The sequence below is a fragment of the Hoeflea algicola genome, assembly GCF_026619415.1.
Classification (GTDB): domain Bacteria; phylum Pseudomonadota; class Alphaproteobacteria; order Rhizobiales; family Rhizobiaceae; genus Hoeflea; species Hoeflea algicola.
In genome coordinates, this window is the sequence record NZ_JAOVZR010000001.1 from 2597501 (window position 1) to 2614144 (window position 16644).

The 16644-nt window shown below is 61.7% G+C and carries 18 protein-coding genes (1 of these 18 running past the window's edge); 1 reads left to right on the plus strand and 17 read right to left on the minus strand.

Annotation, left to right across the window (positions count from 1 at the left end):
* The 12 genes from OEG84_RS12740 to OEG84_RS12795 form a co-directional block, all read right to left on the minus strand.
* Positions 1 to 1416 carry the 5' portion of a F0F1 ATP synthase subunit alpha gene (locus tag OEG84_RS12740; protein WP_267654104.1) on the minus strand. 114 nt of this gene lie to the left of the window's left edge, so only the first 1416 of its 1530 coding nucleotides appear in the window; its start codon is at positions 1414 to 1416; its stop codon lies beyond the left edge, outside the window.
* A complete protein-coding gene (locus OEG84_RS12745; protein ID WP_267654105.1) occupies positions 1406 to 2173 on the minus strand; it encodes a F0F1 ATP synthase subunit B family protein in 768 nt (255 codons plus the stop codon). Before OEG84_RS12745 ends, OEG84_RS12740 begins: the two co-directional genes overlap by 11 nt.
* Before the next feature lie 2 nt (positions 2174 to 2175).
* Entirely contained in the window at positions 2176 to 2466 is a 291-nt protein-coding gene (locus OEG84_RS12750; protein ID WP_267654106.1) for a F0F1 ATP synthase subunit C, read from the minus strand.
* Entirely contained in the window at positions 2463 to 3164 is a 702-nt protein-coding gene (locus OEG84_RS12755) for a F0F1 ATP synthase subunit A (protein WP_267654107.1), read from the minus strand. Before OEG84_RS12755 ends, OEG84_RS12750 begins: the two co-directional genes overlap by 4 nt.
* On the minus strand, positions 3164 to 3457 hold the full coding sequence (locus OEG84_RS12760) for an N-ATPase subunit AtpR (protein ID WP_267654108.1): 294 nt from the start codon (positions 3455 to 3457) through the stop codon (positions 3164 to 3166). The genes OEG84_RS12755 and OEG84_RS12760 overlap by 1 nt, the downstream gene beginning before the upstream one ends.
* Positions 3458 to 3459: 2 nt before the next feature.
* The gene (locus tag OEG84_RS12765; protein WP_267654109.1) at positions 3460 to 3786 is read right to left on the minus strand and encodes an AtpZ/AtpI family protein; all 327 of its coding nucleotides are present in this window, start codon (positions 3784 to 3786) and stop codon (positions 3460 to 3462) included.
* On the minus strand, positions 3783 to 4187 hold the full coding sequence (locus OEG84_RS12770; protein WP_267656173.1) for an ATPase: 405 nt from the start codon (positions 4185 to 4187) through the stop codon (positions 3783 to 3785). Before OEG84_RS12770 ends, OEG84_RS12765 begins: the two co-directional genes overlap by 4 nt.
* A 2-nt stretch (positions 4188 to 4189) precedes the next feature.
* Positions 4190 to 5590: a F0F1 ATP synthase subunit beta gene (gene atpD, locus OEG84_RS12775; protein WP_267656174.1), complete on the minus strand. Its 1401-nt coding sequence runs from the start codon at positions 5588 to 5590 to the stop codon at positions 4190 to 4192.
* A gap of 46 nt (positions 5591 to 5636) precedes the next feature.
* Positions 5637 to 6407 carry an SDR family NAD(P)-dependent oxidoreductase gene (locus tag OEG84_RS12780; protein WP_267654110.1) on the minus strand — a complete coding sequence of 257 codons (771 nt, stop codon included), beginning with the start codon at positions 6405 to 6407 and terminating at the stop codon, positions 5637 to 5639.
* Between the two features lie 595 nt (positions 6408 to 7002).
* The gene (locus OEG84_RS12785; protein WP_267654111.1) at positions 7003 to 7341 is read right to left on the minus strand and encodes a chaperone modulator CbpM; all 339 of its coding nucleotides are present in this window, start codon (positions 7339 to 7341) and stop codon (positions 7003 to 7005) included.
* Positions 7338 to 8264 carry a J domain-containing protein gene (locus OEG84_RS12790; RefSeq protein WP_267654112.1) on the minus strand — a complete coding sequence of 309 codons (927 nt, stop codon included), beginning with the start codon at positions 8262 to 8264 and terminating at the stop codon, positions 7338 to 7340. The genes OEG84_RS12785 and OEG84_RS12790 overlap by 4 nt, the downstream gene beginning before the upstream one ends.
* A gap of 285 nt (positions 8265 to 8549) precedes the next feature.
* Positions 8550 to 11066 carry a heavy metal translocating P-type ATPase gene (locus OEG84_RS12795; RefSeq protein WP_267654113.1) on the minus strand — a complete coding sequence of 839 codons (2517 nt, stop codon included), beginning with the start codon at positions 11064 to 11066 and terminating at the stop codon, positions 8550 to 8552.
* Positions 11067 to 11220: 154 nt separating this feature from the next.
* Between OEG84_RS12795 and OEG84_RS12800 the strand changes: the two genes are divergently transcribed.
* Positions 11221 to 11427 carry a heavy-metal-associated domain-containing protein gene (locus OEG84_RS12800; RefSeq protein WP_267654114.1) on the plus strand — a complete coding sequence of 69 codons (207 nt, stop codon included), beginning with the start codon at positions 11221 to 11223 and terminating at the stop codon, positions 11425 to 11427.
* A gap of 159 nt (positions 11428 to 11586) precedes the next feature.
* Here the strand turns inward: OEG84_RS12800 and doeB are convergent, their stop codons facing one another.
* From doeB to OEG84_RS12825, 5 genes are read right to left on the minus strand one after another with little or no spacing between them, the layout of a single operon-like run.
* Positions 11587 to 12585, minus strand: coding sequence for a N(2)-acetyl-L-2,4-diaminobutanoate deacetylase DoeB (doeB, locus tag OEG84_RS12805; protein WP_267654115.1), 999 nt, complete (start codon positions 12583 to 12585; stop codon positions 11587 to 11589).
* Between the two features lie 6 nt (positions 12586 to 12591).
* Positions 12592 to 13779 carry an ectoine hydrolase DoeA gene (gene doeA, locus OEG84_RS12810; RefSeq protein WP_267654116.1) on the minus strand — a complete coding sequence of 396 codons (1188 nt, stop codon included), beginning with the start codon at positions 13777 to 13779 and terminating at the stop codon, positions 12592 to 12594.
* 29 nt (positions 13780 to 13808) lie between these two features.
* Positions 13809 to 14801 (minus strand): ectoine utilization protein EutC, encoded by a 993-nt coding sequence (gene eutC / locus OEG84_RS12815; RefSeq protein WP_267654117.1) that lies wholly within the window; start codon positions 14799 to 14801, stop codon positions 13809 to 13811.
* A gap of 1 nt (position 14802) precedes the next feature.
* Complete coding sequence (gene eutB, locus OEG84_RS12820) at positions 14803 to 15804, minus strand: hydroxyectoine utilization dehydratase EutB (protein ID WP_267654118.1); 1002 nt, start codon at positions 15802 to 15804, stop codon at positions 14803 to 14805.
* Positions 15801 to 16598: an aspartate racemase/maleate isomerase family protein gene (locus tag OEG84_RS12825; RefSeq protein ID WP_267654119.1), complete on the minus strand. Its 798-nt coding sequence runs from the start codon at positions 16596 to 16598 to the stop codon at positions 15801 to 15803. The genes eutB and OEG84_RS12825 overlap by 4 nt, the downstream gene beginning before the upstream one ends.
* Between the last annotated feature and the right edge of the window lie 46 nt (positions 16599 to 16644).

Sequence of the window (16644 nt, forward strand, 5' to 3'; positions counted from 1 at the left end):
GCCATCGTCGGCCTCGATCGCCACCCGGATGGCAGTCATTGACGTCGCCACCTTCGCTTCGCTCATCCCGTCAAACAGCCCTTCCATTGCCGCCAGCAAGACCGAAAGCTGCACAGCGGCTGAAACCGGGTCGCGCTCGGGCTGGCGCAAGGCAGCACGCACGGCGGCGCCGCGCTGCAACCGCGCCCGCGTCCGATCATCCAGTCTGGTGCCGAACCGGGCAAATTCCTCGAGTTCTTCAAACTGCGACAGCGTCACCCGCAAATTGCCTGCCACCGCGCGGAAAGCGCGCGATTGCGCCTTGCCGCCCACCCGCGACACCGACACACCCAGATCAACAGCCGGGAACTGGTTTTTCTGAACCAGTCGCGGCGACAGGTAGATCTGTCCGTCGGTGATCGAGATCAGGTTGGTCGGAATATAGGCCGAGAGGTTTTCGGCCTGGGTCTCGACCACCGGCAGCACGGTGATCGAACCACCACCGCCACTCTGGGTAAACTGCCCCGCCCGTTCCAGCAGACGCGCGTGAACATAGAAGATGTCGCCGGGAAACGCCTCGCGCCCCGGAGGGCGACGCAACAGCAGCGACAACTCGCGGTACGCATGCGCGTGATGGGTCAGGTCATCCATCACCACCAGCACATCGCGGCCTTTGGCGGCAAAGGATTCTGCCACCGACATGGCGCCGTAAGGAGCAATATAGGCGAGCCCCGGCGCGTCCTCGTCGCCGGCGGCAATGACGACGGTGTTCTTCATCATGTCGGCATCGTGCAGCGCCCCGATCACCTTGGCCACCGCATCGCCGCGCTGGCCAATGGCGCAATAGATGCAGAGCACCCCCGTTTCACGCTGGTTGAGGATGGCATCGACGGCGATCGAGGTCTTTCCGGTCTGGCGATCGCCGATAATCAACTGCCGTTGCCCCAGCCCCACCGGCACCGTGGCGTCGATCGCCTTGAGCCCGGTAGCAAGCGGCCGGTGCACGGCGGACCTGTGCAGAATATCCGGCGCCTCGGCCTCGATCGGGTGGATCATGCTGGCGCCGACTGGCCCCTTGTCGTCACGCGGGCGGCCCAGCGCATCGACCACACGTCCGAGCAGCGCCGGCCCGACCGGCACGCTGATTACCCGGTTGGTGCGGCGCACGTCCTCGCCCAGTGAAATCGCCTCCGAAGGCCCCAGCAACACAACGCCGAGGCGGCCGGGCTCAAGATCGAATACGATGCCGCGCACGCCCGAGGCGAACTCGACAAGCTCATCGGCCAGTGCCCGCGCCAGCCCGGTCACGACGGCAATGCCATCGCCGACCTCGGCCACGCGGCCAATCTCGCTGAGTTCTGGCGCAGGCGCAGGCGCGTCCAGCAACATCTGGACCAGATCCGGCATCATGGCGTCTGCTCCGGATTCAGTTGGCATCGGCAACCGCCTTGCTGATTGTGAGCCCGGACTGCGCCTCCAGCACCGCATCCAGACCGGCGAGATAACTGTCGACCGTCCAGGCAATCTGGGCGCCGCCAAGCCGAAGTGTCAGGCCGGGCGCTAGCCCGGGATCGGTGGCAAAGCGAAAACTGAAACCCGGAAGGATCGCTTCCAGTTCCGTGCGCAGTTTGCTGGCCGATGCTTCCGGCAAGGGCGCCTGGGTCAACACCACGGCTTCGCGGTCATCTCCTGCCGCATCACGCATGTCTTCTGCCAGACCGCTCAGCCGCGCTGCCGCATTGGCGACGATCCGTTGTTCCAGCGTCTCGTCAGCCAGATCTTCGAGCGCCTTGCGGGTCAGCGACAAAAGCGCCTTGGCGCCCGCACGGTGCAGTTCCTCGGCGTAGCGTCGCGCATCCTCGGCGCGCTGGGCCTCATAGTCGGCTTGCTCCGCGGCCAGCCGCTTGCGGGTTTCGGCAAGCAGCGTATCCCGCTGTTTTTCGGCCGTCTTGCGCGCGTCCTTGAGCATCTCCGCCCGGCTGGCGCTGAGCTTTGCAACCTCGGCCTTGTAGCTCGCTTCGGCTGCTTCGGCCGCCTCCCGAATGGCCTTCGCCTCTCCCATCCGGTCCGCTATTTCTGCCTCTCTGGCATCAATGCCGTCGAGAATCGGGCGGTAGAGAAACCGCCGTAACAGCCACACCAAAACGAGGAAATTGACGACCTGCGCGGCCACCGTGATCCAGTCAATCGACATGATCAGCCGCCCACTTGCTGTTGTGCAGCCTCCAGCGCCGCATTCCAGAACGGGTTGGCAAACAGCAGGATCATCGCCACGACAAAGCAGTAGATCGCGGTCGATTCAATCATCGCCAAGCTGACGAACAGCGTTCGCGACAAGGTCGAGGCGGCATCGGGTTGCTGGGCAATGGCGCTAAGCGCAGTAGCAGCCGCGCGGCCTTCGCCGAGCGCCGGGCCAAGCGCGCCGAACGACACGGTGAGGCCAGCGGTGAAAATCGAGATCACGGCTATGATGGAAAGTTCGGTCATGACGGGTCCTTTGCTGCTTCATCGGCATCCGGCTTTACCGGGGCTGTAGCCGAAGAGATGTAAACGGTGGCCAGGATGGCGAAGATGTAAGCCTGAATGATGCCGGTCAGCAGACCGAGCATGTCCATCACCACGGGAAAGAAGAAGGGGGCGATACCGAGCAGGATCGCCGCGATCACCGCCCCGCTCATGATGTTGCCGTAAAGCCGAATGGCGAGTGAAATGCCGCGTGAAAACTCGCTGATGATATTGAACGGCAGCATGATCACCGACGGTTCCAGATAGGTGCGAAGATAACCCGCCAGCCCGCGGCTGCCGATGCCGAAAAGCGGCACCGCCACCAGCACGGACAGCGCCAATGCCACCGTCGTCGACAGCGAAGCCGTCGGCGGATCGAAGCCCGGAACCACCATCAACAGGTTCGAGGTAACGATGAACAGGAACAGCGTGCCGGTAAAATACAGAAGACGCCGGTCGTGCCTCCGAGTGATCTCGGCGATCTGCCCGTCAATGCCCTGAACGATCACTTCAAGCGTTGTCCGCCACCGGTTTGGCGGAACATCCGGACGCAGCTTACGCGTAATGATAAGGGAGGCGCCGGTCAGCAGCGCCATGATCAGCCAGGTGTTGAAAATGGTCTTGTTGATGGCGAGGCCCGCGATCGTGAAGACGACGCTGCTGTCAGGGGTCAGTTCCATCAGCAGGCCTCCGCCGGCGGGGAAATGCGCATGATCGAGATGGCGATCAGGCGAACCAGCATGAACGCCAAACCGAAGCCCGCCAGAGCTGTCACGCCCGCCCCCGCGACCAGCCATCCGGCGACCAGCAGCGCGGCTATGCGCAGCGCGGCACTGAGCGCCAGCACCAGCGCGGCACGCTCCGTGCGCAGCGCCAGTTGTATGCCCAGAGCCAGTCCGGCGAAAAACAACACACCCATCAGCGATCCGGCGCCGGCGCCCAGTGCGAAAGAAGTCCAGTCAATGGCGATCATTTTCAGCTTCCTTCCTTGTCAATCCACACCCAAGCGACGATGGCCCCCAGGGCCACCCCGCCAAGGATCAGTGCGATGGTCCACGAAAAATCTTGCGGGGCCACCTTATCAAGCCATATGCCCAGGAACGCGCCAGCCACGGTCGGCACGGCGACGGTCCAGCCGATCATGCCGAAAGTGCCGATACCGCGCAGCGGGCTTGGTCCGGGATTGTCGCGGGCCGCTTTCATGCGTCGCGCCCGGTCGCCGATATCTTGCGTGGCCCTGTCTCGGAGGTCCTTGTCGCGAGCGGCCTCGTCGCCGCTGCCCTTGTCTTGATCCTCACTCATGGGTGCGGCCTGCGCAGACTTGTGAACCGCCGCACCATGTCGGCCTCAAGCCGTGACAGCGCGGCACGGGCCACGCGTTCTTCTTCTTCCATCTCGGTAAAACTTGCGTCCACGGTCTGCCGCAGGGTTTCCAGATCATCTCCCGGCACACCGCGGCGAACCGCGAGATCAACATCCTGGCCCTTCTTGACCAGCAGCCCCTCGTCGATACCGAAAATTTTCTCTTCACCGCCGGCCATCACAATCAAGAGCACCGAAGGCACCAGCGCTGTGACGTAATCGATATGGTTGGGCAGCATGCCGAAGCTGCCATTGGCCGCCGTTGCGGTCAGACTAACCGCCGGCCCCTCGAACAGGGTACGCGCGGGTAGCCGCAAGTGAACCTGCATGTGCGTAAACATGCTCACGCCACAGCCTCCAGTTCGGAAAGCCCGCCAATCATGTAGTAAGCGCTTTCAGGCAGGTCAAAATGGGTCTGGGCGAGAATCTCCTCGCAGCCATCCAGGGTTTCGGCGATCGGCACCAGTTTGCCTTCCGTGCCCACCGAGGCCGTCACAGTATAGAATGGTTGTGTCAAAAACCGCTCGAGTCTGCGCGCGCGGGCAACCGTGGCTCGGTCATGCGCTGACAGCTCCTCGATCCCCAGCATGGCGATGATGTCGCGCAATTCCTCGTACTCGGCGAGCGTCCGCCGCACTGCGCGGGCGATGTCATAGTGCCGTTGGCCGACCACGGCGGGCGTGAGCATCACCGATGACGAGGCCAACGGATCAACAGCCGGATAAAGGCCTTCACTGGCGCGCTTGCGCGACAGCACCACCGACGCCGACAGGTGCGAAAAGATGTGCGCCGCCGCCGGATCGGTAAAATCATCGGCGGGCACATAGACCGCCTGGATCGAGGTGATAGACCCTCTCCGGGTCGACGAGATCCGCTCCTGCAGGGACGCAAGTTCGGTGGCGAGCGTTGGCTGGTAACCCACGCGCGACGGCATCCGTCCCAAAAGACCCGAGACTTCCGACCCCGCCTGGACGAACCGGAAGATGTTGTCGATCAGCAGCAGCACGTCTTGGCCGCGATCATCGCGGAAAAATTCGGCCATCGTCAGGGCGGAATTGCCGATCAGAAAGCGCACGCCGGGCGCTTCGTTCATCTGGCCAAACAGCATCACCATCTGCTCGCGCACCCCGGCCTCGCCCATCTCGCGCCAAAGCTCCTCGGCTTCGCGTGATCTTTCACCGATGCCGCAAAACAGGCTGACGCCGTGGTGATGCTCGACCGTATTGTGGATCAACTCGCTGAGCAGCACGGTCTTGCCGACCCCGGCGCCGCCGAAAAGCCCGGTCTTGCCGCCGCGCTCGATCGGCGACAGCAGGTCGATGGCCTTTATCCCGGTTTCAAGCACTTCGGCGCGCAACACCCGCTCGGAAAGCGGCGGCGGCGGCTGATGGATCAGTCGGCGTTCGATCGCCGCAGGCGGCGGCAATCCATCAAGCGGTTCGCCAAACATGTTCAGCATCCGCCCCAGAACAGTCTCGCCAACCGGCACCTCGATGCCGCCACCGGTGCTGCTGGCGCGCATGCCCAGCCCCAAGCCGCGTGTTGAGCCGAGCGCAATGCAACGCACCACCCCGTTCTCCAGCAGTGCCGCAACCTCCATGGCGACCGACCCGGCCCGCACGAGCGCATGTACCCGCGGCACCGGGGCTGAGAACGCCACATCGACAACGCCGCCGCGGATCGCCACGATGGAGCCTTCGGCGAGCTGCTGCCCATCCCGAAGCTTCCCGTCCGGGCCGCGCATCGGCACTTTTTCAGCCCTGGTCATGTTGGCGCTCCAAGCCGGATCATTACCCGGCCGCCATACCGCCATCGACCGGGTACTGGGCCCCGGTAATGAAGGCCGAATCGTCGGAAGCCAGGAATAGAACCAGTTTGGCGATATCCGACGCCTCGCCATAACGCCCCAGCGGGATCGATGCCTGCAGCGCCTGCTTGACATCATCACCATGGCCCGGATTGAAGCCATCTTCGAGCGAACGCATCATCCGCGTATTCACCGGCGACGGGTGCACCGAGTTGACCCGCACATTGCTGGAGGCAACCTCAATCGCCGCGGCACGCGTCAAGCCGACAACGGCGTGTTTCGAGGTGATGTAGGGCGCAACATTGGGGCTGCCTTTCAACCCGGCAATGGACGACATGTTGATAACGCTGCCGGATTTTTGGCCGATCATCACCGGCAATACATGTTGAAGCCCGAGAAAGGCGCCGCGCACATTGACGGCGATGACCCGGTCAAAATCCTCGATCCGCTGTTCCACCAGCGGCGCAACCTTGCCTTCAATGCCGGCATTGTTGAAGAACACGTCGATCCGCCCAAATTTAGTTACGGTTTCCGCGACATAGCGCGCGGCATCTTCCGGCGATGACACATCGGCAGCTATCGCGATCACATCCCCCAGACCACCCAGTTCGCGCTCAGCCTTTGCCAGATCGTCCTTCTTGAGATCAACCAGGGCAACCTTGGCGCCTTCGGTCAGAAACAGTCGGGCCGTTTCGAGGCCGATACCTGCTGCGCCACCGGTTATCAGCGCCACCTTGTCCTGCAGACGTTTCATCGTTCATCTCCTTTGTTATTCTTGCATCACCAGATTTCGTGCCGGCGCCAGAAGGGCACGCGCACCTTCAGTTCATTCAAGCGGCCCCGGTGACCGTTTTACTGCAAATATTGCCGGCGCTTTCGATCTGTCCTGCCGCCGGAAGCACCATGTCCGCGACCGCGAGCGGTACGACAGCCAATGACATTCCACGGTATGAACCCGTGACAACCAGGCCGACACACCTAGCGGCTCCAATAAAGGCGGGTTCGCGGCCATCGGCATTGATTTGGGTCAATAGGCGGGAGTTGCACTCGAATGATGGAGCCTTGCCGGCATCCGCGTGACCGGTCGGAGGGCGCGACAACAGCCTTCCAGATTTTTCGCCGCGGTGCAGAGGGCGCACTACACCACTTTCGCTGTCCCGGTCAGCGAAAGTCGGGAATTGCGATCAGAAAAAGGTTTGGAAAGTACTTGTGGACAGAGCGGTCGTGCCAAAACGCGCCCGGCATCATATGGCTGACGACGGGCGCCAGCGCCGGTCGCCTGGCATGGAAGACCGGTTGCTCACCGGTAAGGACCGAAACCGGCTCGGATCAGACCCGATCAGGCCCCGTCAGGATTGTGAGGACAGCCGGATCCGGTAGGCGTCAACGATCGCTCGCCGAGTTTCGTGCGGCTGCTGCCCGACGGCTTCGGCGAGTCCGCGCAATTCGCGCCGCAATCCATGCACTTGATCAAGCAGCGACAGCACCACCGGTATCGCGTCAGCTGACAACGCCATTTCTTTGCGCAGGTCGCAGATCAGCCGGATGCGCGCAACATCCAGTTCGTCAAACAGCAGGCCATCCTCGCTTTCAGCGGGATTAAGCCAGCCTTCACGCACCCACAGCCTGAGTTCGCGCAATTGCAGCCGGCGCACTGTCGCGACAACTTCGCGTTCGCCAAACTTCATGTCATCCTCCAGAGTTTCGCACGGGGATCTTCCTTGGCAGCATCGCGCCAGCCCTCGGCGATCGACCGCATCTGGTCGTCAATCTTCTCTGGCAGAACGATCTTGAGCCGCACATACTGGTCGCCGGGCGCACCTTTCGCCGGCTTGATGCCCTGGCCCTTGAGCCGCATCCGGTGCCCCGACGACGCGCCCTTGGGAATGGCCATTGCCACCTTCCCCGAAAGCGTGGGCACCTCGACACGGGCGCCGAGCACGGCTTCATCGAAACCGATCGGCAGGTCGATTTCGATATCATTGCCTTCCCTCCGGAACAGCGAGTGCGGTTTCACGGCGATCTCGACATAAGCGTCGCCGGTCGGCCCGCCGCCGATGCCCGGTCGTCCCTTGCCGCGCAGTCTCAAGGTCTGGCCATCATCAACACCGGCCGGAATCGACAGCTCGATCGTGCCGCCATCAGGCAACGGGATCGGGCGCTTGGCGCCGCGTGCTGCATCCATGAAATCGACGTCAAGATGGTAGCGCACATCCGCGCCACGCGCGGCGAAACCACCACCTCCCCAAGCCTGGCCGCGTCCTTTGAACAAATCTGCAAAGATATCCGACGCATCCTCGAAATCACCAAAGCCCGCCGCCGATTCATAGCGTCCGTGCGGGTCGGCGCCGGCATGTTGCCGGTAATATTGCCGCTCGGGCTTTTCCTGGCCGCTGGCGTCGATTTCTCCGGCGTCGAAGCGCTTCCGCTTATCCGGGTCGCCGACGATACCGTAGGCGCTGGAAACCTTTTGAAACTCGGTTTCCTTGGACTTGTCCCCGGGGTGCAGGTCGGGATGCAAGGTTTTCGCCAGCTTTCTGTAGGCCTTCTTGATTTCAGCCTGTGCCGCGTCCTTGGCAACGCCGAGAATTTTATAGGGGTCATTACTCATGTGCAGCTGTTTCCGCCTCTGTCAGCCGTCGGACTGTAGCAGATATTGATCCGTAATCCGCAATTCACCGCGATGCTCCTGAATAGCACAACCGTTTCCGCTCGGGCACGGGCATCTGGCAGCACCGGGTTGGGCACATCATGCCCGTAACAACGCGCAGTCCGCACGCCGGGAGAAAGGTCAATTTATACTGTTATCCATTATATTTGTTGGTCTTTCCGAATTTTCAAGGTCATGCTTCGCCACGCCAACCGCTCATCAACTACTGAGGGCGAAGCCGGTCGTTCATTGCGCCGGCACCGGAACCGCTGGCTGCGCAATGTCGGTTGTTGCCAGCTTGATTCTCTCATCCATCAACGGGCGGATGCGGCGCAGCCGCAGCGAATTGGAAAGAACGAATACCGACGACAGCGCCATCGCGCCCGCAGCCAGCACTGGCGAAAGCAGCACGCCCGAGGCCGGGTATAGCACCCCTGCCGCCACCGGAATCAGCGCGACATTGTAACCAAATGCCCAGAACAGGTTCTGCTTGATGTTGGCCATGGTGCGGCGTGACACCTCGAACGCGTTAACGACGCCGCGCAAATCGCCTGACATCAACACCACATCGGCCGATTCAATCGCCACATCGGTTCCCGTGCCAATGGCAATGCCGACATCGGCATGCGCCAGCGCCGGCGCGTCATTGATGCCGTCACCGACAAAGGCCACCTTGCGTCCACCTTCGCGAAGCCGGTCCAGTGCCGCCACCTTGCCATCAGGCAGAACACCGGCGATGACATCGTCTATCCCCGCCTCACGGCCGATGGCTTCGGCGGTCTCGCGCTTGTCTCCGGTAATCATCGCCACCTTCAGACCCAGATCATGAAGTGCTGCGATTGCCGCAGCGCTTGCCTGTTTTACCGGGTCCGCCACGCCGATCACCGCTGCCACCTGGCCGTCAATCGCTGCATAGAGAGCGGTGCGGCCACGTTTGGCCATCAATTGTTCACTGTCGCGCAGCGCGCCCGGATCCAGCCTCTCCCGCTCCATCAGCCGGTCTGCGCCAACCATCACATCGTGCCCGTTTACCCGGGCCTTCACACCAAACCCGGTGATCGAGATGAATTCCGTCACCGCGTGGCGCGGCAATTCCTCGGATCGGGCGGCACGAACCAGGGCTTCGCCAATCGGATGCTCGGATTGTTCCTCGACCGCGGCAACCAGAGCCAGAACATCGGCTCGTGTAAAACCCTTAGCCAGTTCAAGATCCGTCAATTCCGGCCGACCTTCGGTCACCGTGCCGGTCTTGTCGAAAGCGACAACATCGACATTAGCCAACAATTGAAGGGCATCGCCCTTGCGGAACAGAACGCCCATTTCTGCGGCCCGGCCGGTGCCGACCATGATCGAGGTTGGCGTCGCCAGACCCATCGCGCAGGGGCAGGCAATGATCAACACCGATACGCCCGCAACCAGCGCCAGCGACAATGCCGGGGTGGGACCGAATATCAGCCAGACAAGGACGGTCAGCAGTGCCGCTGCCATTACCGCCGGCACGAACCACAGCGTAATCTTGTCCACCATTCCCTGGATCGGAAGCTTGGCTCCCTGCGCCTGTTCCACCATGCGGATAATCTGCGACAGCGTCGTGTCGCCACCCACACGCGTTGCCTTCAGCCGGAAACTCCCGGCCCCATTTACCGTGCCGCCGGTCACCGCATCGCCCGCAGCCTTGGCCACCGGCACCGGTTCGCCGGTGATCATGCTTTCATCGATATAGCTTGTGCCTTCGGTGACCTCGCCGTCGACGGCAATCCGGTCTCCCGGCCGCACCACCAGGATTTCGCCGGCGCGGATCTCCTCGATCGGAACGTCCCTGATTTCACCGTCGCGCACGACCCGCGCCGTTCGGGCCTGCAGCCCCAGCAGTTTTTCAATCGCCGCGCCTGTGCGGCCCTTGGCGCGCGCTTCAAGATACCGACCCAAAAGGATCAGAACCACGATCACTGCCGCTGCTTCGAAATAGACAGCCCGGACCTCCGCAGGGATCAGCGCCGGCAGGAAGGTCGCGATCACCGAATAAAGATAAGCCGCCGAAGTGCCCACAGCCACCAGGCTGTTCATGTCCGGCGCGCCACGCAGCAGCGCCGGGAAGCCTTTCGTGTAAAAGCTGCGTCCCGGCCCCACCAGAACCAGCGTGGTCAGCGCGAATTGCAGGATCCAGCTGGTCTGATGGCCGATAGTCCGGCCGATAAGCTCGTGCATGCCCGGAATGACATGGCTGCCCATTTCGAGCACGAAAACCGGCAACGCCAGCGCCGCGGCAAATGCCATCCTGCCCGCCAGGGCACTTGCCTCGGCTTGTTTTCGCGCCGACCGGCCGGTCACCGCCTCGCCCTCTACCAGTTCGGCCGGATACCCGGCGGCAGTGGCGGCGGCGATCAGGTCCGATACCTCTACCGCCCCTTCCAGATAGGTTACTGTTGCGGTTTCCGACGCCAGGTTGACGTTGACATCAAGCACACCGGCTACTGCGGCAATCGCCTTGTCCACGCGCCCGACACAGGATGCGCAGGACATCGAGGCGATGCTCAGCGTCACCTTCTGTATCCGCGCCGGATATCCAGCGGTCTCGAGCGCCTCGGCGACATCAGACAGATTTCCCTGATTACTGAGGTCAAACTGCGCCGTTTCGCTCGCCAGATTGACCGAAGCACCGGTCACCCCCGGCACCGCTTTCAATGCCTTGTCCACGCGGCCCACGCACGAAGCGCAGGACATGCCTTCAATCGACAGTCTGAAATGGTGCAGGTCGGACATGGAACACTCCGGTTTCGAGAACCCGCTTCACATAGGGCTTCCATCCGCTGGAAGGTCAAGAATTTGCGAAAAAAATATCGTCGTGCGGCAAAAGAGCTTGACCTTCCGGCCGCTGGACAGTTCACCGTCAGCTTAACCAGAAAGGAATTATCCGATGACCAGATTCAATGTACCGGACATGAGCTGTGAACATTGCACTTCAGCGATAGAAAAGGCGATCAAGGCCGCTGATCCCAACGCAATGGTCGAATGCGACCTTACTGCCCTGTCTGTCGGGGTCGACAGCAAGCTTGCCGATGAGGCGCTGATCGCAGCGATCAACGAAGCCGGCTACGACGTGCGCGGTACAACGACTGCGTAATCGTCGCTGTTAAGGCCATAAAGCCCAGGCGACAGCAATACTCGACCATCGGGACTCGCCTCAAGTCCGGACCTCATTGCAGGACCCCGACGCTGTGGCCGTTTGCAAGCCAATGCCACCCGATTAAAGCAGGCGACATCGGCTTGTTTTATTCGGGGTTCAGAGGCTGTCGACAACAACCCCCAGAACCGCCATGCAATCGCCGGCCTTTACCAGCCCAGGGAAATGCCGTGATACCAATATGCCTGAGCGCTTGGCGCGGTAATCAATTGGCGGGCGGCCGGTACGATCAGGCAGCCAGACGCGGGCGACAACCTCGCCCTTCTCCACCACATCGCCCAGATCCCTTGTCGGCTCGATCAGGCCGTCATCTTCACTGAACACATAACAATCATCATCGGGCATATCGAGCATCACCGATGGTCTGGTGTCGAGCTCACCGTTCATGATTCCGGCATGCTTGAGCACATTGCGCACGCCCTTCTTGGCGATAGCAATCGACCGGGCCGATGCGGTGCCCCCGCCGCCAAGTTCGGTGGTGACCAGGATCTTGCCCTGGTCCTCCACCGCCGTATCGTACATGCCGACATTGTCGATCTCCAGCAGCATCATGGTGTACGGCGCATTGAAGGCCTCGACGGCGGCGACGCAGGCCGCCTGCTGGTCGGCATTTTCGAGCACATGGGCACAGGCGAACGGCACGAAATCCAGTGTCTTGCCACCGGAATGAAAATCGACCACGACATTCGCCTCAGGCAACAGCACGCTGTTGAAGAAATGAGCGATCTTTTCGGTGACCGTTCCATCCGGCTTGCCCGGGAACGACCGGTTCATGTTGCCCTTGTCGATTGGCGAGGTTCGCGAGCCGGCACGGAATGCCGGATAATTGAAAGCCGGCACGATGATCACCCGCCCGGTGATGTCGGAGGCTTTCAAAGTCGTCGCCAAATCCATCAGCGCCACCGGGCCTTCATATTCATCGCCGTGATTGGCCCCGGTCAGCAGCGCGCTCGGCCCCTCCCCGTTCTTGATGACGGTAAGCGGGATCATCACCGACCCCCAGGCAGAATCATCGCGGCTGTACGGCAGGCGGAGGAAGCCGTGGTGCTCGCCATCTTCGGTCAGCGGGATCGTCGGAACTATCGGATTGACAGGCATGGCGGCTCAATCCTTCACATAAAGACGGCGTGGCACATCAGCCAGGCACTCGGGTCCATTGGCGCCAATCACGATGCTCTCGGTGATCTCGAATCCCCAATCATCCATCCACAGACCGGTCATGAAGTGAAATGTCATGTTCTCTTCAAGCACGGTCTTGTCGCCGGGCCTGAGCGACATGGTGCGTTCGCCCCAGTCCGGCGGATACGACAGACCGATCGGATAGCCGGTGCGGTTGTCCTTGTTGATTCCGTGCTTCTTGAGCACACCGAAAAAGGCAATGGCGATGTCCTCGCACAGGTTGCCGGCCTTGGCTGCCTCCAGTCCTGCTTCCATGCCTTCCAGCACGGCCTTCTCGGCATCGATGAAGGTCTGGGTCGGCTTGCCCAGAAACACGGTGCGCGACAACGGGCAATGATAACGCTTGTAGACGCCGGCAATCTCGAAGAACGTGCCCTCGCCGCTTTTCATCGGCTTGTCGTCCCAGGTCAGATGCGGCGCCGAGGCGTCCGCGCCCGATGGCAGCAACGGCACGATCGCCGGGTAATCGCCGCCAAATCCGAGCGTGTCGTCATAGCGCAGGCCCGCTTCATAGATGTCGGCCACCAAGTCGCACTTGCGGTAACCCGGCTCGCATTTCTCAAAAATCGTCTGATGCATTCGTTCGACCAACCGTGCCGCCTTGCGCATATAGTCAAGCTCCTGGCTCGACTTGACGGCGCGTTGCCAGTTCACCAGCGCGGTGGTGTCAGAGAATTTCGCATTGGGCAGATGTTTCTGCAGCGAGGCGAATGCCGCCGCCGAGAACCAGTAATTATCCATCTCGACGCCGATGCGCATCGCCGACCAGCCGCGTTCATCAATTCGCGTCGACAGATAATCCATCGGATGACGCTCGGTCGATTGCACATAATTGTCCGCGTAACCAATAATGTCGGCATTAGACAAATACGATGTGCGCCGGGCGCCATTCGCGTCCTGACCACGCCCGAACCAGACCGGATCTCCATCCGGCCCCACCAGCACGCATTGATGCACATAGAATGACCAGCCATCATAGCCGGTCAACCAGGCCATGTTGGAAGGGTCGGAGACAATAATGACATCAACACCGGCGGCTGCCATGGCCTTGCGCGTCTTGGCGACGCGGCGCTGATACTCATCCCGGCTGAAACTTAGAACTGGCGCGGACATTTGGACGGCTTCCTTTTGGCTGGTGTTGACTAATTGGTGAAATCGGTGCCGGCATGCGATGCCAGCGCGCGTTTTCGGGCGAAGGTGGCTATTGCCGTGTCCTGCACTCCGGTGCCGGTCAGATCGGCGATGGTAATGGCGTCATCGGACGGGCGACCGCTGGCCGTCCCCGCGACAATCGCGCCAAGTTCGGCAAAGTCTGCGTCAGCCTTGACGACACCCGCGGCAATTGCCGTGCGCAATTCGCCAAGGCTTCGGGTCTGTGAAAGCCGGTCGGGCACATACAGCGCGGCCCGCGCAAAACAGCCGGGATCGAGCTCGTTCTTGTGGTGCTGGTCCGAGCCCATGGCAGTGATGTGCTGGCCCGGCCGCAACCACTCGGCCATGAGCACCGGTTCGGTCGCCGGCGTGGTGGTAACCACAATATCCGCCGCTGAAACAGCAACCGCAGCATCGATGGCAGCAGTCACGTCAATTCCGAGTTCAGCAGTCATCTGACGGGCCGCAGCCGCGGCCTTCGCCGGATCACGCGCCCAGATTGTTGCCGACGTGATCGGCCGGACCAGGCAAAGCGCCTTGAGCTGCAACTTGCCCTGGCTGCCCGCCCCCAGAATGCAGGCGCGCGATGCATCCTGCCGCGCCAGATGTCGGGCTGCAACCGCCCCGGCGGCGGCCGTACGCACATCGGTCAGATAGCCATTGTCGAGCAGCAACGCCTCCAGCATCCCGGTATTGGCCGCAAACAGCACCATCAGCCCCGACGTACTCGGCAGGCCGATCTTCGGATTGTCGAAAAATCCCGGTGAAACCTTGATGGCAAAGCTATCGATCTCCGGCACGAAAGCGGTCTTGACATCGACCTCGCCATTGAACGGCGCAATCGCCATCGACAGGATCGGCGGCATCACCACATCGCCCCCGGCGAGCGCCGAGAACGCCTGCTCGATACACTCGACCGCCGCGAGATCAAGCTGCACGGCCTGACGCAGATCGGCTTCGGTCAGGATCTTGATGCCGGCCATGTCACGTGTCCTCCTGCGTCACATCAACATCCTCACCGGAGATGATTCGATGGTGCTGCTTCATGTCGATATTGCCGCCGCTCAGGATGGCCGCGACCGGACCAGCGCTCTTGATCTTGCCGGCAAGCATCGCCGCCACGCCCACAGAGCCGGAGCCCTCAACGATCTGGCGCTCCTGCCAGTAGATGTGCCGGATGGCGGCAGCAATTTCGGTTTCACTGACCAGAACCACGTCATCGACCAGATCCCGGGTCATCGCGAAAGTCAGTTGGTTGTCGAGCCCTATGCCGCCGCCGAGCGAATCGGCGAGCGTCGCAAGCTCCTCGACCTGGATCGGCTTGCCAGCTTCAAGACAGGCATGCATTGCCGCTCCGCGCTCCATTGAGACGCCGATAATCCTGACCTCGGGACGCTTCGCCTTGATCGCCGCAGCAACGCCTGAAATCAGTCCGCCACCTGACAGCGGCACGAGCACGGTTGTGACGTCGCCAATCTGCTCCAGTAGTTCCAGCCCAAGCGTCCCCTGTCCGGCAATGATGGCGCGGTGATCGAAGGGCGGCAGCATCGTCATGCCGTCTTCCTCAATCAGCCGGTCGACCTCCAACTGCGCCTCATCCTGCGAATTGCCGATAATGCGCACCTCGGCGCCCTGGGCTTTGATGCCGTCGATTTTCGCCTGTGGCACCAGTTTTGACATACAGACGATGCACCTAACCCCAGCCTTTCTGGCTGCATGGGCGAGACCGCGGCCATGATTGCCGGTCGATACTGCAACCACCCCGCGACGCTTCTCTTCGTCCGAGAGCCCGGCAATGGCATTCGACGCGCCGCGCAACTTGAAACTGCCGGTAATCTGCTGGTGTTCGAGTTTCAAAGACACGGGAACACCAAGCAATTCCTCAAGCGAAGGAGAAGCGTTGAGCAGCGTCGGGCGAATGGTCCCGGCAATCGCCAGCCGCGCCTGTTCGATCTCTTCAAGGGTTACAAAAGCTTGATTATTCATGCCGCTTCACCGAACGCATCGGCAGGCAGCGCCTGTTGAAACAGCCTGCCAAATTGAGCCGGCTGATGATCGCCAAACCCGCCCAGACGCGCCATCACCCAGGCGCTGGCCTGGTTCGAGGTGATCACCGGCTTGCCGATGCGCCGTTCGATCTCGGCAATCACGCTGACGACCGGCAAGCCGGTACAGGAGATAAACAGCGCCTGTGCATCTGCCGTGTCGGCGGCGACAGCCGCGTTGATGATGGTGTCGCCACTGACCCGCGCCATGTCGCGGTCATCTTCAAGGCCAAGACATTCAAAGCGGGTGATATCCAGCCCATGCCCGGCGAAATACGCAGCCATCGGTTCACTGGTGGCCACCGTGTAGGGCGTCAGCACCGCTAGCCGTATAACCCCGAAAGTTGAAAACGCAATCCGCGCAGCTCCTGTCGGAGTGACCACGGGAACCGGCCCGGTGGCTTTCTCGATCGCAGCGCGTATTTCAGCATCACCGATGGCAACCGATGCCGCCGTGCAACTGTAGCAGATCGCCTTTAGCGGCTGCAGCGGTTGCAACAAGCCGGCAGCCTCGGTCAGCCGTGGCCCCATCTTGCGAAGATTTTCAGGCGTTGTCGGGTTTTCATAAGCGATGCGGGCAACGTGGATAGCGACATTGTCCTGCGGCAATTGCCGGTACAGATCGCGCTCGCTGGTCATGTCGGTGGCGAGCGCGATGAGTCCGAAGCGCGCGGTCGCATCGGGCGCGTCGAACTGGATACGTTGAGCGGAAAGCATGACTGAAGGTGTATTCATGGGGCGGTTTCCTGCTCGACCAGGGGAGACGCGCTGCGCTCCCGAA

Bases quoted from the DNA above. Each gene is read 5' to 3' on its own strand.
- OEG84_RS12745 (WP_267654105.1), bottom strand. From the start codon at position 2,173: ATGTCGATTGACTGGATCACGGTGGCCGCGCAGGTCGTCAATTTCCTC.
- OEG84_RS12750 (WP_267654106.1), bottom strand. From the start codon at position 2,466: ATGACCGAACTTTCCATCATAGCCGTGATCTCGATTTTCACCGCTGGC.
- OEG84_RS12755 (WP_267654107.1), bottom strand. From the start codon at position 3,164: ATGGAACTGACCCCTGACAGCAGCGTCGTCTTCACGATCGCGGGCCTC.
- OEG84_RS12760 (WP_267654108.1), bottom strand. From the start codon at position 3,457: ATGATCGCCATTGACTGGACTTCTTTCGCACTGGGCGCCGGCGCCGGA.
- OEG84_RS12765 (WP_267654109.1), bottom strand. From the start codon at position 3,786: ATGAGTGAGGATCAAGACAAGGGCAGCGGCGACGAGGCCGCTCGCGAC.
- OEG84_RS12770 (WP_267656173.1), bottom strand. From the start codon at position 4,187: ATGTTTACGCACATGCAGGTTCACTTGCGGCTACCCGCGCGTACCCTG.
- atpD (WP_267656174.1), bottom strand. From the start codon at position 5,590: ATGCGCGGCCCGGACGGGAAGCTTCGGGATGGGCAGCAGCTCGCCGAA.
- OEG84_RS12780 (WP_267654110.1), bottom strand. From the start codon at position 6,407: ATGAAACGTCTGCAGGACAAGGTGGCGCTGATAACCGGTGGCGCAGCA.
- OEG84_RS12785 (WP_267654111.1), bottom strand. From the start codon at position 7,341: ATGAAGTTTGGCGAACGCGAAGTTGTCGCGACAGTGCGCCGGCTGCAA.
- OEG84_RS12790 (WP_267654112.1), bottom strand. From the start codon at position 8,264: ATGAGTAATGACCCCTATAAAATTCTCGGCGTTGCCAAGGACGCGGCA.
- OEG84_RS12795 (WP_267654113.1), bottom strand. From the start codon at position 11,066: ATGTCCGACCTGCACCATTTCAGACTGTCGATTGAAGGCATGTCCTGC.
- OEG84_RS12800 (WP_267654114.1), top strand. From the start codon at position 11,221: ATGACCAGATTCAATGTACCGGACATGAGCTGTGAACATTGCACTTCA.
- doeB (WP_267654115.1), bottom strand. From the start codon at position 12,585: ATGCCTGTCAATCCGATAGTTCCGACGATCCCGCTGACCGAAGATGGC.
- doeA (WP_267654116.1), bottom strand. From the start codon at position 13,779: ATGTCCGCGCCAGTTCTAAGTTTCAGCCGGGATGAGTATCAGCGCCGC.
- eutC (WP_267654117.1), bottom strand. From the start codon at position 14,801: ATGGCCGGCATCAAGATCCTGACCGAAGCCGATCTGCGTCAGGCCGTG.
- eutB (WP_267654118.1), bottom strand. From the start codon at position 15,804: ATGAATAATCAAGCTTTTGTAACCCTTGAAGAGATCGAACAGGCGCGG.
- OEG84_RS12825 (WP_267654119.1), bottom strand. From the start codon at position 16,598: ATGAATACACCTTCAGTCATGCTTTCCGCTCAACGTATCCAGTTCGAC.